Source organism: Streptomyces sp. NBC_01750 (genome assembly GCF_035918095.1).
Classification (GTDB): Bacteria; Actinomycetota; Actinomycetes; order Streptomycetales; family Streptomycetaceae; genus Streptomyces.
Window position 1 is genome coordinate 7,699,172 of sequence record NZ_CP109137.1, and the last position, 14,731, is coordinate 7,713,902.

General features: G+C 68.8%; 13 protein-coding genes. 10 read left to right on the forward strand and 3 right to left on the reverse strand.

Features of this window, described 5'->3' with window-relative positions; translation table 11 throughout:
* Positions 1 to 100: 100 nt before the first annotated feature.
* A complete protein-coding gene (locus OG966_RS34790; protein ID WP_326654037.1) occupies positions 101 to 934 on the forward strand; it encodes a polysaccharide deacetylase family protein in 834 nt (277 codons plus the stop codon).
* 29 nt (positions 935 to 963) lie between these two features.
* Here OG966_RS34790 and OG966_RS34795 read toward each other — a convergent pair whose 3' ends face one another.
* Positions 964 to 1,617 carry a class F sortase gene (locus OG966_RS34795; protein ID WP_326654038.1) on the reverse strand — a complete coding sequence of 218 codons (654 nt, stop codon included), beginning with the start codon at positions 1,615 to 1,617 and terminating at the stop codon, positions 964 to 966.
* 309 nt (positions 1,618 to 1,926) lie between these two features.
* Here OG966_RS34795 and OG966_RS34800 point away from each other — a divergent pair, with 309 nt between their 5' ends.
* Complete coding sequence (locus OG966_RS34800; RefSeq protein WP_326655584.1) at positions 1,927 to 2,862, forward strand: hypothetical protein; 936 nt, start codon at positions 1,927 to 1,929, stop codon at positions 2,860 to 2,862.
* Positions 2,863 to 2,959: 97 nt separating this feature from the next.
* Here OG966_RS34800 and OG966_RS34805 read toward each other — a convergent pair whose 3' ends face one another.
* A complete protein-coding gene (locus OG966_RS34805; protein ID WP_326654039.1) occupies positions 2,960 to 3,472 on the reverse strand; it encodes a hypothetical protein in 513 nt (170 codons plus the stop codon).
* An 866-nt stretch (positions 3,473 to 4,338) separates the two neighbouring features.
* Here OG966_RS34805 and OG966_RS34810 point away from each other — a divergent pair.
* The 3 genes from OG966_RS34810 to OG966_RS34820 all read left to right on the forward strand — a co-directional run bounded on the left by OG966_RS34810 (position 4,339) and on the right by OG966_RS34820 (position 8,510).
* Positions 4,339 to 5,325 carry an SCO0930 family lipoprotein gene (locus tag OG966_RS34810; RefSeq protein WP_326654040.1) on the forward strand — a complete coding sequence of 329 codons (987 nt, stop codon included), beginning with the start codon at positions 4,339 to 4,341 and terminating at the stop codon, positions 5,323 to 5,325.
* A gap of 207 nt (positions 5,326 to 5,532) precedes the next feature.
* Positions 5,533 to 6,345: an SAM-dependent methyltransferase gene (locus OG966_RS34815; RefSeq protein WP_326655497.1), complete on the forward strand. Its 813-nt coding sequence runs from the start codon at positions 5,533 to 5,535 to the stop codon at positions 6,343 to 6,345.
* Positions 6,345 to 8,510, forward strand: a complete 2,166-nt coding sequence (locus tag OG966_RS34820; RefSeq protein WP_326654041.1) for a putative bifunctional diguanylate cyclase/phosphodiesterase — start codon at positions 6,345 to 6,347, stop codon at positions 8,508 to 8,510. Before OG966_RS34815 ends, OG966_RS34820 begins: the two co-directional genes overlap by 1 nt.
* A gap of 195 nt (positions 8,511 to 8,705) precedes the next feature.
* On the opposite strand, the gene OG966_RS34825 is transcribed toward OG966_RS34820, so the two are convergent.
* On the reverse strand, positions 8,706 to 9,596 hold the full coding sequence (locus OG966_RS34825; RefSeq protein ID WP_326654042.1) for a LysR family transcriptional regulator: 891 nt from the start codon (positions 9,594 to 9,596) through the stop codon (positions 8,706 to 8,708).
* A gap of 84 nt (positions 9,597 to 9,680) precedes the next feature.
* Here OG966_RS34825 and OG966_RS34830 point away from each other — a divergent pair, with 84 nt between their 5' ends.
* The 5 genes from OG966_RS34830 (at position 9,681) to melC2 (ending at position 14,672) form a co-directional block, all read left to right on the forward strand.
* Positions 9,681 to 10,385, forward strand: a complete 705-nt coding sequence (locus OG966_RS34830; RefSeq protein ID WP_326654043.1) for a succinate dehydrogenase cytochrome b subunit — start codon at positions 9,681 to 9,683, stop codon at positions 10,383 to 10,385.
* Position 10,386: 1 nt separating this feature from the next.
* On the forward strand, positions 10,387 to 12,363 hold the full coding sequence (locus OG966_RS34835) for a fumarate reductase/succinate dehydrogenase flavoprotein subunit (RefSeq protein ID WP_326654044.1): 1,977 nt from the start codon (positions 10,387 to 10,389) through the stop codon (positions 12,361 to 12,363).
* The gene (locus OG966_RS34840; RefSeq protein ID WP_326654046.1) at positions 12,360 to 13,106 is read left to right on the forward strand and encodes a succinate dehydrogenase/fumarate reductase iron-sulfur subunit; all 747 of its coding nucleotides are present in this window, start codon (positions 12,360 to 12,362) and stop codon (positions 13,104 to 13,106) included. Before OG966_RS34835 ends, OG966_RS34840 begins: the two co-directional genes overlap by 4 nt.
* A 321-nt stretch (positions 13,107 to 13,427) precedes the next feature.
* Complete coding sequence (gene melC1, locus OG966_RS34845; RefSeq protein WP_326654047.1) at positions 13,428 to 13,829, forward strand: apotyrosinase chaperone MelC1; 402 nt, start codon at positions 13,428 to 13,430, stop codon at positions 13,827 to 13,829.
* A gap of 15 nt (positions 13,830 to 13,844) precedes the next feature.
* The gene (melC2, locus tag OG966_RS34850; RefSeq protein WP_326654048.1) at positions 13,845 to 14,672 is read left to right on the forward strand and encodes a tyrosinase MelC2; all 828 of its coding nucleotides are present in this window, start codon (positions 13,845 to 13,847) and stop codon (positions 14,670 to 14,672) included.
* The last annotated feature ends 59 nt before the right edge of the window (positions 14,673 to 14,731 follow it).

Genomic DNA, 14,731 nt, shown 5'->3' on the forward strand with positions numbered 1-14,731 from the left:
TCCGTCGCATGTCTCCTTCCGCTGCTCCCATCGGGTGGTTTCGCCTGCGGAACCGGTGTGGATGGGGCACCCGGAGTGACAGTCGTGCGAGCAGTTGGTCATGAAAAGGGATCAGATGTCGCCGGGGCGCCGGTCGGTACTCCGTATCGCCGCCTGCCTCGGTGCGGCCGTCACCGCCGGGCTGCTCTGCACCGAGCGGACACAGCCTCCCGCTCAGACCCCACACCCGGCCGGCGGTTCCCGGGTCGCCGCGAGCCCGCCGGTCTACACTTCGTCCTACCGGCTGCAGCCCATGACCGCGTACACACCACCGCGCTTCAGGCGGGCACTGCCACCGGTGCGACAGCGCCCGTTCCTCAGGATGTCGGAGGCGGGCCGCACCATGGTGCTCACCTTCGACGACGGGCCCAACCCCACATACACCCCCGCCATCCTGAGCACATTGCGCGAGCACGAGGTGCGGGCGATGTTCTTCGTTTGCGGCGAGTTGGCCAGGGACAACCGCGACCTGCTCCGGCAGATGGCCGACGACGGCCATGTCGTGGGCAACCATTCCTGGTCGCACCCGCTCATCACCAAGCTTCCGCCGTCCGAGATCCGCGACGAACTGGGCCGTACCAGCGACGTCATCGAGCGGACGCTGGGCTCCGCGCCGCTGTGGTACCGGGCGCCGTACGGCGCCTGGAACAAACTCTCCTTCGAGATCGGCGCGGAGCTCGGCATGGAGCCGCTGGGCTGGACCGTCGACTCCCTCGACTGGACGGAGCCGGGCACCGGATCGATCGTCCGCAACGTGCTGGACGGTGCGGGTCCCGGAGCCGTCGTGCTCTCGCACGACGCGGGCGGAGACCGCTCGCAGAGCGTCGCCGCGCTGCGCAGCTTTCTGCCCGAGCTGCTGGCCGCCGGATACCGCATCACCGTCCCGCGCCGCTGAACCGGCGGCCGCCGGCCGCCGATCCTGGTTCAGCGGGTCTTCACCATGCGCGCGAAGACCACGACGTTCCCGGTGTACCCGCCGGCCTTCGAGTAGCCGCCGCCACAGGTGATCACACGCAGCTCCGGCTGCCCGGTGTCGCCGTACACCCTGGCGCCGGGGAACTGATCCTTGGGGAAGACCTCGACGCCGTACACCTCGAAGATCGCGGTCTTGCCGTCGAAGCGGTCCACCTCGATGTGATGGCCCTTCTGGATGGAGCCGAGACCGTAGAAGACGGCGGGTCCCGACAGGTTGTCGACATGGCCGACGATGACCGCGGTGCCGCGCTGGCCGGGGGAGACGCCGTTCTGGTACCAGCCGGCGAGATTGGGGTCCTGTGGCGGCGGCGCGGCGATCCAGCCGTCCTGGTCGGCGCCCACATCCACGACCGGGGCGTCGACGTTGAGTGCCGGGATCTTCACCCGTGCGGCAGGGGCGTACGTCAGCGGCTCGACGGAGACAGGGATGAACGTCTCGCCGGCCGCGCGGCCGGCCAGCGCGGCCGCGGCGGCAGGCTGCGGCGGCCCGAGGGTGACGTCCGCGCCATTCCTTATCATGGCGATCCCGCTGAGCAGGGCGAGCGTCAGTACGCCCCAGGGTGAGCGCCTCCTCGACTTCCAGCCGCCGTACTGCTGGCCCATAGTTCTCCCTCCGTGGCATCTGTCATCACGCTAAGTGGGCTCGGCACAACCTGCGAGGAGGGAGAGGCGAACGGGTGGTGGGCCTGCGGTGATGGCCCATCCGAGTAATCGGCGGATAATAATTCCGACAGTCTGTGACCTGCGACTCCATCAGATCTTTCGGCGTGTCGTCGGCGTGTCGCCTCACCATGGTGGACCAGCGCCGAAATGCGGTGGCTGCGCGCCCCAGTGAGGGTTCGTCATGGAAGACGTACTCGTCGAATTTCCCGGAGCGCCCGCTTTGGGGCGTCTTCCGCTGGAGGTTCAACGATGCGTGCTTCACGCGCTCTCGCAGTGGCCGGCGCCACCTGCGTGGCCGTCGGGCTCTCTGCCCCGCTGGCCGCCGCGGGCGGCGATACCCGGAACAACGATCCCATCAGTGTCAATGTCGGCCCGCAGTCGATCCACCAGGGCGGCACCCTGACGATCACGGTCCGGGGTTGCAGCCGCGGTGGCACGGTCGCGTCCAACGCCTTCCCGCAGGCCAACCTCTCCGATCAGCGCTCGGGCATCTCGAACGCCATCGCGCGGATCCACAACAATGCGGCGCCGGGTCAGTACAACCTGGCGGTCAGGTGCAACGGCAACCAGATCGGCTTGAACGGCAACCAGAACGACCGGGACGGGAACAACAACGGTCTCGGGAACAACAACGGCCGTCTTGGCAACAACAACGGCCGGGAGGGGAACAACAACGGTCTTGGCAACAACAACGGCCGGGACGGGAACAACAACGGTCTTGGCAACAACAACGGCCGGGACGGGAACAACAACGGTCTTGGCAACAACAACGGCCGGGACGGGAACAACAACGGTCTTGGCAACAACAACGGCCGGGACGGGAACAACAACGGTCTCGGCAACAACAACGGCCGGAACTGCAACAACAACGGCCGGGACGGCAACAACAACGGCCGGGATTGCCGGGACGGGAACAACAACGGTCTCGGGAACAACAACGGCATCATCAACAACGGCGTCATCAACAACGGTCTCGGCACCAACGGCGTCGGGAACGTCGCCGGGACGGTGGCTACCGCGCAGTTCACCGTGCTGCCGGGCCGTGGCGCGCTCGGCGGTCTTGGCGGTTCGGTCGCTCCCAGCACCACCGAGATGGCGATCGGCGCCGGCCTGGTCGCCACGGCGGCAATCGGGGGCAGCCTGTTCATCGCCCGCCGCCGCCGTATGGCCAATGGAAAGCTCTGACCGGCCGAACCTCCCGGTCGGTCCCACGCCCGTCGCCCCGAGTCCTGGCCAGGACTCGGGGCGACGGGCATACGAGCGACGGTTGCAGGCGGTTGCGTCAGTGCTGACGGCTCGACGAGCGCCGGCGTACGACATAGATGGTGGCGGTGGCCGCGGCGACGATCAACGCGGTGCCTGCGGCCAGCTCCCCGCCGTTCAGTCCGCCGATGCTGCCGCCGAGACCGCCTCGGACGGCTCCGGGCGAGACGCTGACGGTGGAGCTGATGGTGGGAGTGCTGCCGGTGATGGTGAGATCGAACGTTCCCACCTGCGATCCGCAGGTGAAGCGCACCGTGTACACGGTGCCCGGGTTGGCGTCCGCGTCGACCATGGTCGAGGTGGATGTGCCGGGGTTGATGGTGACGGGGTCGAAGACCCCGGACGTCGCAGTGGCCGGGGTGGTGCATCCGCTGGCGGACAGGGTGACCCGGCCGCCCGGCGCGACGGTCGAGGGGCTGACGGTGAAGAAGGGCTGAGTCAGTCTGCTGTCGTTCGCCGCCGCGGTGGGGGCGGTCAGTGCGAGTGAGGCCACTCCCAGCAGAGCGGCGGATGCGACACGAATCGCGCGCATGGTCAATCCTCCGGGTCTCCGAGGAGCAGCTGCGGAACTGGTTTCCACAAAGGTCGGGGAATGCACCTCGATGACCGAAACGCTAGGAGTGGGCAGGATCGCCCGCGATCGCTGTCGCGCGAATGGGGCATCGATGTCCCCCATGCGGCGGACAGTCAGTCGTGTCGCGGTGCCGGGTTCCGGCGGTGGATGAGGTGGGGCGACGCCTTGCGGCGTCGCCGGAGCCCTCCCGGGTCGAGGGCGGTATGGCGGGGCAATGGAGCATGGATGCGCGTTTCCCGCCGATTGAGCCGTACGAGCGGCGGACGATCGATGTGGGCGGCGTCGACTTCTTGTACCGGGAGGTCCGCGGCATCCCCAACGGCAAGCCCGCAGGTGTCGTCCACGGCGGGCCGGTCGGCCGATCGTGGGGATCGACGCTGCTCCTCGCCCGCGCAGACGGGAGAAAGCCGCCGAGGACTGGTGCGTCCGGGGGACGCCGTGCTGTCCCAGGAGCCGAACGTCAGCCCCATCCCTACCGCGACCATCCGCGCCCCGCGCGCTCGCGCCGGCACGGATCGCCTCCAGTGCGCGGCGCATCTGACCCCCTCGGTTCCCTCACTGAGGGCTGAGGGCTGAGGGCTGGCGACTGAGGACGGAGGACGGAGGGACGAAGTGACTGGTGGAGCCAGTGGTGCGGATGAGATCAAGCCATTCCGTCTTGGGGTGAATTCCCCTGATCGAAGCCGGATTTCGACGATTCGCGTTTGCCGCTCCGAAGATTTTTTCCAGCGCGTTGAACACACGGCGCCCCCCTGTCCGTACCTAGGGCCATGAACACGGCGCACCTGGCGTCGCAACGGGTTCGATGGATAACAGGAGTGGACATGAACACCTGGCGTAACGCCTCGCTCGCGGTGACTGCGGCGGCCGTACTCGCGCTGACGACGGCGTGCGGTCAGGACAAGGGCACTGAGACACCCAATGGCCAGGCGGTCGGTGCGGCCAATCCGGCCCAGCCCGGGAACGGTGGCTACGGCTCGGACTACGGCGCCGGTGCGGCGCAGCAGGCGGCGGCCAAGCCGGCCGGTCAACTCGCGGTCTGGGACAGCAAGGAACTCGGCAAGGTCGTCACCGACAGCGCCGGCTTCACGCTCTACCGCTTCGACAAGGACACCGCCAGCCCGCCGAAGTCGAACTGCGAAGGCGAGTGCGCGAAGGCATGGCCCGCCGTGGCCGCCGGCGGCGCCTCGGCCGCGCCCGGCACCGACGCCTCGCTGATCGGTGAGGTCACCCGCGCCGACGGTTCCAAGCAACTCACCATCGGTGGCTGGCCGATGTACCGCTACGCCAAGGACGCCAAGCCCGGTGACGCGAAGGGCCAGGGCGTCGGCGGAACCTGGTTCGCGTCGGCCCCCGACGGCAAGAAGGCACTCGGCGGTGGCGAAGGCGCCGGGTCCGGATCGGGTTACGGCGACGGTGGTGAAGAGGCCGGTGGCCAGGCCGCGGACCTCGCCGGACTCTCCGTCCGCAAGGACCCCAAGCTCGGCGAGATCATCGTCGACAAGAACGGCATGACGGTCTACCGGTTCAAGAAGGACTCGGCCTGGCCGATGAAGTCGGCGTGCACTGGAGAGTGCCTCAAGAAATGGCCGGTTGTCGCTCCGGTCGACAAGAACGACACCGAGGGAATCATCAAGAAGGGCTTCGTCACCTTCAGCCGTCCTGACGGCATCAAGCAGCAGTCGATCGACTGCTGGCCGATCTACACCTTCTCGGGCGACAGCAAGCCGGGCGACACCAACGGCCAGGGTGTGGGCGGCACTTGGTACGTCGTCTCGCCCCAGGCCAAGCTGGTCGGAGCGCCCAAGTAGTCCCCACGCTGCGCGTCCGGCCCGGCCGGCCCGTCTCACGCCCCCCGCGTGATGGCGGGCCGGTTGCTATGCCACCGGCGTGTGACCAAGAACGGACCGCTAATTTCCGTTTGGGCTCGCTCTCTTGGCGGGCGATCAGTAGCCTCGGCTCGAACACTGGCCATGAACATGGCCGAACTCCCCCGTGGCGACTTGTTGGAGACATCGATGGAGCGTCCCGCCTGGGCCCCGCAAGGCATCGACATATCGGTGCCGAGCGTGTCTCGCATTTATGACTACTACCTGGGCGGCTCGCACAATTTCGAGGTCGACAGGGAAGCCGCACGCAAGGCGATGGAGTTCATGCCGGGCCTCCCGAAGATCATGCAGGCGAACCGGGCGTTCATGCGCCGGGCCGTGAATTACGCGGTGAGCGAGGGTGTCACGCAGTTCCTCGACATCGGCTCCGGCATTCCGACCTTCGGCAACGTCCATGAAGTGGCGCACAAGGCCGACGCCGCCTCCCGCGTGGTCTACGTCGACCACGATCCGGTCGCCGTCGCGCACAGCAGGGCCGTTCTGGACGGCGACGAGCAGGCCGTCGTCGTCTCCGCTGATCTGCGCAAGCCGCAGCAGATACTCGACAGTCCCGAGCTCGGTGGACTGCTCGACCTGGAGCGGCCGGTGGCGCTGCTCCTCGTCGCGGTACTCCACTTCCTCGAGGACCAGGACGATCCACGGAGCGCCGTGGCTCAGCTCCGTGACGCACTCGCGCCCGGCAGCCTCATCATCGTCACCCACGCCTCGTTCGAAGGAATACCGCTGTCCGAGGAGCATGCGGGCGGCGCGGTCGGCGTCTACAGGAACATACGCAACCCGCTGGTCATGCGCTCGCGCGAGGAGATCGCGCGCTTCTTCGAGGGGTACGAGATGATCGAGCCCGGTCTGGTGTCCATGCCCCACTGGAGGCCTGACGCTCCCGCCGAGCATGAGGACCCATATGCCTTCTCGGGCTTCGCCGGGGTGGGGCGCAAGGCGTGATGGCGCCGGAGGTGACGGGTTCCGCGGTGGACCCGGACGGACTGGAGGACAGACTCCGCCGGTTCGCGACGATCTGGAGCCGGGCCATTTTCCCGGTGACGGCCACATCGATGACCCGGGTCGAGCTCGAGAAGCATCTGCTGCCGCTGGCCCGGCGGTTGAGGGAATCGCTGCACGCGCGGCCCTTCGACCCGCAGGCCGCGCAGCGGGCCGGAGCGGCCCTCGTAGAGGCCCACTGCACGGACCCCGAGGCGCTGAGCCGCACGCTCGGCGTCGTCGACGCGTATCTGGTCCTGTACTGCGGTGTGGGCGCCCCGGAGCAGTCGGCCGAGGAGAGCCGGGCCCGCTGTGCCCGGCTGCAGCACGCGGTGGCCGCAGGCTTCGCCCAGGGGCTGCGCGAGCGCACGCTGGCCGAGCAGGAGGCCATCGCGCGCTCGTCGCTGGTGGCCCGCAGCGACGCGGTGCAGGCGCTGCACGCCACCGAGGCACGCTTCCGCGCCGTGTTCGAGGGCGCCGCGATCGGCATCGGGATCGCCGATCTCGAAGGCAATGTGCTCGAGGTCAACGAGACCCTGCTGCGGATGTTCGGCGGGCTCGAGCACCATGTGCGCGGCAGGAAGGTGACCGACTGGGCCCATCCCGAAGACCGGCCGCACGTCTGGGACTTGTACCGGGAGCTGGTGAGCGGCGAGCGCGACGACTACCGTGTGGAGAAACCCTTCTTCCGCAACGACGGCACGGTCCTGTGGACCAATCTGACGGTCTCTCTGCTGCGGGATGCCGACGGCCGGCCGGAGTACCAGTTGGCGCTCATGGAGGACACGACCGAGCGCCGGCTGCTCAATCTGCGGCTGCGCTACGAGGCTACGCACGACGCGCTGACCGGGCTGCCCAACCGCACACTCTTCTTCGAGCGGCTGGAGAAGGCGCTCTCCGCCACCGGCGACGGCGCCCGCTTCGGCCTCTGCTACCTCGACCTCGACGGCTTCAAGGCGATCAACGACAGTCTGGGCCACGCGGCGGGCGACCGGCTGCTGGTCGAGGTCGCGGACCGGCTGCAGAGCTGCGCCACCGCGCCCGGCGAGATGGTGGCACGGCTCGGCGGTGACGAGTTCGTGGCGCTGACCACCGGACCCGACACCCAGCGCGAGGTGGACGATCTCGCCACCCGTATCCTCGGCGCGCTTGCCTCGCCCATCCGTGTCGACGGCCGGGAGTTCACCGTCCGCGGAAGCATCGGCATCGTCGAGGGGCCCGCCGGTGAGCGCACCACCGCCGAAGTACTGCGCAGCGCCGACATCACCATGTACCGCGCCAAGTCGGCGGGGGGCAACCGCTTCGAGCTCGCCGACCCGGAGGCGGACGCCCGCGCCATCACCCGGCACGGACTGACCACCGCGCTGCCGGCGGCCCTGGACCGCGGTGAGTTCTTCATCGAGTACCAGCCGTTGGTGCACCTGGGTGACGGGAGCGTGCACGGGGCCGAGGCGCTGGTGCGCTGGTGCCATCCGCAGCACGGCGTACTCGGCCCGGACCGTTTCATTCCGCTCGCCGAGCACACCGGACTGATCGTGCCGCTGGGCCGCTGGGTGCTCCAGGAGGCCGTACGCCAGGCCCGCTACTGGCAGAAGCGCCATTCCGACGGCGGCCCGCTGCGGATCAACGTCAATCTCTCGCCCGCCCAGCTCCACCACCCCGGACTGGTCGCGGACACGGTCGACGTCCTCCAGCGCTCCGGCCTCGAACCGGGCGCCCTGTGCCTGGAGGTCACTGAGTCCGCGCTGATAGGAGCCGACGAGGATCTGCTGAAGCCGCTGCGCCAGCTCGCCGAGATGGGCGTGGACATAGCGCTCGACGACTTCGGCACCGGCTATTCGAACCTCGCCAATCTGCGCCGACTGCCGGTGAGCGTGCTCAAACTGGACCGTTCCTTCACCCAGGGCATGCAGCGGCACCCGGCCGACCCCGTCGATCTGAAGATCGTCGAGGGGATCGTCTCGCTGGCGCACAGTCTGCAGCTGGCCGTGACGGTGGAGGGCGTGGAGACCGGCGCCCAGGCCGAGCAACTGCGCGAGCTCGGTTGCGACACCGCACAGGGCTGGTACTACGCCCGGCCCGGCGCGCCCGACCGGATCCACGCCCTGGTGCTGGCCGACGCGGTGTAGTTTTCCCGGGGCTCCGCCCCGGACCCCGCGCCTCAATCTCCCCCCAGACTTCGTCCGGGGAACCCCACGAGGCTTGAAATGTGGGCCACGGCCGCGCCATCAAGTCCGTGAGGCGATTGAGGTCAACAGCCGAAGACCGCGCCCCGACGCGGCGGCCGGTGGCAGGCGCTCCCGCACCCGCCACCGGCCGCACTGCTAAAGCACCGCTGCCCGCGAGCTCAGCAGCACCCGCTGCAGCTCCCGGGCGGCGCGCGGCGGGGCGACATCGCTGCGGTGGGCGAGCGCGATCGTACGGCGCAGTCCCGGCCGGGCGAGCCGAGTGACCCGCAGATCGCGCCCGGCGCGCTCCGCCACCATGCTCGGCACCACCGCGATGCCCAGCCCGGCCCGTACGAAACCGAGTACGGCGTCCATCTCGCCGCCCTCCACGGTGAAGGCCGGCTCGAAGCCCTCCGCGCGGCATGCGGCGACCGTCAGCTCGCGCAGGTCGTAGCCGTGCCGGAACATCACCAGCGGTTCGTCCTGCAGATCGGCGATACGCACCGGCCGGTGCGGGGCCTTCGCCGCGGCCGATGACACGACGACCAGATCCTCGCGCAGCAGCTCGACCGTGGTCAGCGCGGGGGAGGCGGGCGGCAGCGGCAGCGCGATCAGGGCCAGATCGAGAGACCCGCGGGCCAGCTCCCGTACGAGATCGTGCGAACCGCTCTCCTCGATCAGCAGCTGGATGCCCGGGTGCCGATCGTGGAAGGTCCGCAGCACATCCGGCAGCAGACCCGTGCAGAGGCTGGGCGTCGCGCCCAGCCTGACCCGGCCGCGGCGCAGCTGCGCGAGCTCCTGGACCTCATGCCGTGCGGTGTCGGTGTCGGCCAGGATGCGGCGGGCCAGCGGAAGCAGCGCCTCCCCGGCGTCCGTGAGCGCGATATTGCCGCGGGCCCGGCTGAACAGCTCCGCCCCGAGCTCCTTCTCCAGCGCCCGGATCTGCTGTGAGAGGGACGGCTGGGCGACATGCACCCGCTCGGCGGCGCGGGTGAAGTGGCGCGTCTCGGCGACCGCCACGAAGTACAGAAGCTGCTGGAACTGCATCCCCTCACGATAGGGCATGCCTATGGAAATGAGCCGAATCATGTCTTGGACCTCTTGGGTCCTCCGGCCCTAGCGTCTCTGTACATGGCTCTGGTACAGCGGACGGATCGAAAACCGTCTCTTACGCGTACGTTCTGGGGATCGACCGTCGGCAAGAAGACGGTCATGGCCGTCAGTGGCCTGATCATGCTCGGCTATCTGGTCGCGCATGTGATGGGCAACCTCAAAGTCTTCTTCGGGGCGGGGGAGTTCAACGCCTACGGCCACTGGCTGCGCACGATGGGCGAGCCCGTCCTGCACTACTCCTGGGCGCTCTGGATCGTCCGCCTGGTGCTGCTCGCGGCCGTCGTGGGCCACGGCATATCGGCGTACCAGCTCAGCAAGCGGGATCTGAAGGCCAGGCCCGTCCAGTACGCGCACAAGCGGCGCCGGGCCGGCTACGCCACCCGCACCATGCGCTGGGGCGGCGTCATCGTCGCGCTGTTCATCGTCTGGCATCTGCTGGATCTGACGACGCTCACGGTCAACGAGAACGCGCAGCCGGGCCATCCGTACGAGAACGTCGTCGCGACCTTCTCCACCTGGTACGGCAACGTCATCTACATCGTCGCGATGCTCGCCGTCGGACTGCACATCCGGCACGGCTTCTGGAGCGCCGCCCAGACCCTCGGCGTGGGCAACGCCGCCCGCGACCGGGTGCTCAAGGCGGTCGCAGGAGTCCTCGCGCTGGTGCTGACCGCGGGCTTCATCTCCGTACCCGTCGCCGTCATGACCGGAGTGGTGAGCTGACATGAACTACCTGAACTACAGGACGGGCGCTCCTGTCGCCGACACCAAGGCCCCCGAAGGACCCGTGGCAGAGCGCTGGGACCGGCGGCGCTTCGAGGCCAAACTGGTCAACCCGGCCAACCGCCGCAAGCACACCGTCATCGTCGTCGGCACCGGCCTCGCCGGCGGCGCCGCCGGCGCGACCCTCGCCGAACAGGGCTACCACGTCGTCCAGTTCTGCTATCAGGACTCACCGCGACGGGCGCACTCCATCGCCGCCCAGGGCGGAATCAACGCCGCCAAGAACTACCGCAACGACGGCGACTCGATCCACCGCCTCTTCTACGACACGGTCAAGGGCGGCGACTTCCGCGCCCGCGAGTCCAACGTCCACCGCCTGGCCCAGATCTCGGTGGAGATCATCGACCAGTGCGTGGCGCAGGGTGTGCCGTTCGCCCGCGAGTACGGCGGCCTTCTCGACACCCGGTCCTTCGGCGGTGTCCAGGTCTCCCGCACCTTCTACGCCCGCGGCCAGACGGGGCAGCAGCTGCTGCTCGGCGCCTACCAGGCGCTCTCCCGGCAGATCGCCGCCGACACCGTGGAGATGCACGCCAGGACCGAGATGCTCGATCTGATCGTCGTCGGCGGACGGGCCCGCGGCATCGTCGCACGCGATCTGATCACCGGCGAGGTCTCCAGCCACTTCGCGGACGCGGTGGTGCTCGCCTCCGGCGGTTACGGCAATGTCTTCTATCTGTCGACGAACGCCATGAACTCCAACGCCACCGCGATCTGGCGGGCCCATCGGCGCGGCGCGTATTTCGCCAACCCCTGCTTCACCCAGATCCACCCCACCTGCATCCCGCGCACCGGCGAGCACCAGTCCAAGCTGACCCTGATGAGCGAGTCGCTGCGCAACGACGGCCGTATCTGGGTGCCCAGGGCGCACGGCGACGAGCGGCCGCCGAACGAGATCCCGGAGGACGAGCGCGACTACTACCTGGAGCGGATCTATCCCTCCTTCGGCAACCTCGTCCCACGCGACATCGCATCGCGCGCCGCGAAGAACGTCTGCGACGAGGGCCGCGGCGTCGGCCCCGGCGGCCAGGGTGTCTACCTGGACTTCGCCGACGCCATCCGGCGGATGGGCCGGGACAGGGTCGCGGAGAGGTACGGAAACCTCTTCGACATGTACGAGCGGATCACTGCCGAGAATCCGTACGAGGTCCCCATGCGGATCTACCCGGCGGTGCACTACACGATGGGCGGCCTGTGGGTCGACTACGACCTGCAGACCACCGTCCCGGGGCTCTTCGCAGTCGGCGAGGCCAACTTCTCGGACCACGGCGCGAATCGGCTGGGCGCGTCCGCGCTGATGCAGGGCCTCGCCGACGGGTACTTCGTCCTGCCGTCCACGATCAACGACTATCTCGCCCGCAATCCGCACCCGGAGACTGTCGACGCCTCGCACCCGGCCGTGGCGGAGGTGCTCGCCGAGACCGAGGACCGGCTGAACCTCCTGCTGGCCGTCAACGGCGACCGCACGCCCGACTCCTTCCACCGCGAACTCGGCCAACTCATGTGGGAGTTCTGCGGAATGGCCCGGACCGACGAGGGGCTGCGCAAGGCGCTCGAGCGGATTCCGCAGATCCGCGAGGAGTTCTGGCGCCGCATCAAGGTGCCGGGAAGGGGTGAGGAGTTCAACCAGTCGCTGGAGAAGGCCAACCGGATCGTCGACTATCTGGAGCTCGCCGAGCTGATGTGCCTCGACGCACTCCACCGCGCCGAGTCCTGCGGCGGCCACTTCCGCGAGGAGTCCCAGACCCCGGACGGCGAAGCCGCCCGCAGGGACGAGGAGTTCGGCTACGTGGCCGCCTGGGAATACGGGGCAGCCGGGGGGCGGGCCCCGGGAGGCGGCGGGGCCGGCGAGCCGCCCGTCCTGCACAAGGAAGACCTCGTCTTCGAGTACGTCCACCCCACTCAGCGGAGCTACGCATGAAGCTCATCCTGCGCGTCTGGCGCCAGCAGAACGCCGACGCCACCGGCGCCATGGCCACGTACGAGGTCGACGGCATCTCAAAGGACATGTCGTTCCTCGAGATGCTCGACACCCTCAACGAGGAGCTCATCCTCAAGGGCGACGAGCCGGTCGCCTTCGACCACGACTGCCGCGAGGGCATCTGCGGCGCCTGCAGCCTGGTCATCAACGGCGACGCCCACGGTCCGGAGCGCACCACCACGTGCCAGCTCCATATGCGGTCCTTCAAGGACGGCGACACCATCGACGTCGAGCCATGGCGGGCCTCCGCCTTCCCGGTGGTGAAGGACCTGGTCGTGGACCGCTCGGCCTTCGACCGGATCATCCGGGCCGGCGGCTACATCAGCGCCCCGACCGGCTCCGCGCCCGAGGCCCACGCCACGCCGGTTCCGAAACCGGATGCCGACTTCGCCTTCGAGCACGCGGAGTGCATCGGCTGCGGCGCCTGCGTCGCCGCCTGTCCCAACGGCTCGGCGATGCTCTTCACCTCGGCGAAGATCAACCACCTCAGTGTGCTGCCGCAGGGCGCGCCCGAGCGCGAGACCCGGGTGCTCGACATGGTCGCGGCGATGGACGAGGAGGGCTTCGGCGGCTGCACGCTGACCGGCGAATGTGCGACGGCGTGCCCGAAGGGGATCCCGCTGCCGTCGATCGCGGCGATGAACAAGGAGTGGCTGCGGGCGACCCGGAAAGTTCGTCGCTGAGGCCGCCGTTGCGCCCGGGACGGGAGATTCAGGACAGCTTTCCTGTGTGAGGCCGCCCACGCTTCCTCGCCCCGGGCAACAAATTTTTCATGAAACTGTCATATTGGCCGCAGGATTTGTGTCCTGAGGGCTGATCGAGCGCGAGGACAGCAAGATCAACTTCGTTCAACTCTGCACTGTGTATCGCGACATGTCCGCATAGCGGCCAACCAGTACCCGGAGATTTCCGCGGTGTTCGGGTGAGCCGGTAGGTATGGCCGGGTAACGGGCGCCGACCACGCCCGCCACCTACCGAAGCACTGCCATCTCTGGGGGTTTGCCATGCCTGAACTCACCCGCCGACGCGCCCTGGGCGCCGCCGCGAGCGCACTCGCCGGACTCGCCGTCGCGGATCTCGCGACCGCAGCATCGGCACAGCCGGCGGCGGCCGCCCCGAACGCCTCCGACCCCGCGCCGTTCGACGAGGTCTACCAGGGACGCCGTATACAGGGCGCGCTCTCGCACGGCGGTGGCCACCACGGCGGTGGCCACCACGGAAACGGAGAACACGGCGGCTACGCGGTACGCATAGACGGCGATGAGCTGCATGTGATGCGCAACGCCGATGGCACCTGGATCAGCGTCGTCAACCACTACGAGCCGTTCGCCACGCCCCGCGCGGTGGCCCGCGCCGCCGTGGTGGAACTCCAGGGCGCCGAGCTCGTCCCCCTCGTCCTCGCCTGATCCGGGAGCACCACCATGACCGTACGCAAGAACCAGGCCCTGCTCACCGCCACCGAGAAGCGCCGCTTCGTCGACGCGCTGCTCGAGCTCAAGCGCAATGGGCGGTACGACACCTTCGTCACCACCCACAACGCCTTCATCATGAGCGACACCGACAACGGCGACCGGGTCGGACACCGCTCGCCGTCCTTCCTGCCGTGGCACCGCAGGTTCCTCATACAGTTCGAGCAGCAACTCCAGGCCGTGGACCCGTCCGTGGCGCTCCCGTACTGGGACTGGACGGCGGACCGCACCGCTGGCTCCTCCCTCTGGGCGGCCGACTTCCTCGGTGGCACCGGCCGCAGCAGAGACGGCCAGGTGATGGACGGCCCGTTCGCGTCCGTCTCCGGCAAGTGGCCGGTGTCCGTACGCGTCGACGGGCGCGGCTATCTGCGCCGGGACCTCGGCGCGGGCGGGCGGCAGCTTCCGACCCGGGCCGAGGTCGACTCCGTGCTGGCCATGGCCACCTATGACGCACCGCCGTGGAACAGCGCGTCGGACAGCTTCCGCAATCACCTGGAAGGCTGGCGCGGCGTCAACCTGCACAACCGGGTGCATGTGTGGGTCGGCGGTCAGATGGCCACAGGGGTCTCCCCGAACGACCCGGTGTTCTGGCTGCACCACGCCTTCATCGACAAGCTCTGGGCCGACTGGCAGGCCCGCCACCCGGGTTCCGCCTATCTGCCGGCCGCCGGGACGGCCAATGTCGTGGACCTCCACGACACGATGCGCCCGTGGAACGATGTGACGCCCGCCGACATGCTCGACCACACCCCCCACTACACATTCGACACAGTGGCCTAGCGAAGGGACCGCACGAGGCGGGCGGCGGTACGGCTGCGGGCCGTGCCGTCCCTTCGCCC

What these genes read in the sequence shown, in the direction of transcription:
- OG966_RS34830 (WP_326654043.1), top strand. Translation starts at nt 9,681, where the DNA reads ATGGCTCTGGTACAGCGGACGGATCGAAAACCGTCTCTTACGCGTACG.
- OG966_RS34825 (WP_326654042.1), bottom strand. Translation starts at nt 9,596, where the DNA reads ATGCAGTTCCAGCAGCTTCTGTACTTCGTGGCGGTCGCCGAGACGCGC.
- OG966_RS34790 (WP_326654037.1), top strand. Translation starts at nt 101, where the DNA reads ATGAAAAGGGATCAGATGTCGCCGGGGCGCCGGTCGGTACTCCGTATC.
- OG966_RS34810 (WP_326654040.1), top strand. Translation starts at nt 4,339, where the DNA reads ATGAACACCTGGCGTAACGCCTCGCTCGCGGTGACTGCGGCGGCCGTA.
- OG966_RS34820 (WP_326654041.1), top strand. Translation starts at nt 6,345, where the DNA reads ATGGCGCCGGAGGTGACGGGTTCCGCGGTGGACCCGGACGGACTGGAG.
- OG966_RS34840 (WP_326654046.1), top strand. Translation starts at nt 12,360, where the DNA reads ATGAAGCTCATCCTGCGCGTCTGGCGCCAGCAGAACGCCGACGCCACC.
- OG966_RS34835 (WP_326654044.1), top strand. Translation starts at nt 10,387, where the DNA reads ATGAACTACCTGAACTACAGGACGGGCGCTCCTGTCGCCGACACCAAG.
- OG966_RS34815 (WP_326655497.1), top strand. Translation starts at nt 5,533, where the DNA reads ATGGAGCGTCCCGCCTGGGCCCCGCAAGGCATCGACATATCGGTGCCG.
- melC1 (WP_326654047.1), top strand. Translation starts at nt 13,428, where the DNA reads ATGCCTGAACTCACCCGCCGACGCGCCCTGGGCGCCGCCGCGAGCGCA.
- OG966_RS34800 (WP_326655584.1), top strand. Translation starts at nt 1,927, where the DNA reads ATGCGTGCTTCACGCGCTCTCGCAGTGGCCGGCGCCACCTGCGTGGCC.
- OG966_RS34805 (WP_326654039.1), bottom strand. Translation starts at nt 3,472, where the DNA reads ATGCGCGCGATTCGTGTCGCATCCGCCGCTCTGCTGGGAGTGGCCTCA.
- melC2 (WP_326654048.1), top strand. Translation starts at nt 13,845, where the DNA reads ATGACCGTACGCAAGAACCAGGCCCTGCTCACCGCCACCGAGAAGCGC.
- OG966_RS34795 (WP_326654038.1), bottom strand. Translation starts at nt 1,617, where the DNA reads ATGGGCCAGCAGTACGGCGGCTGGAAGTCGAGGAGGCGCTCACCCTGG.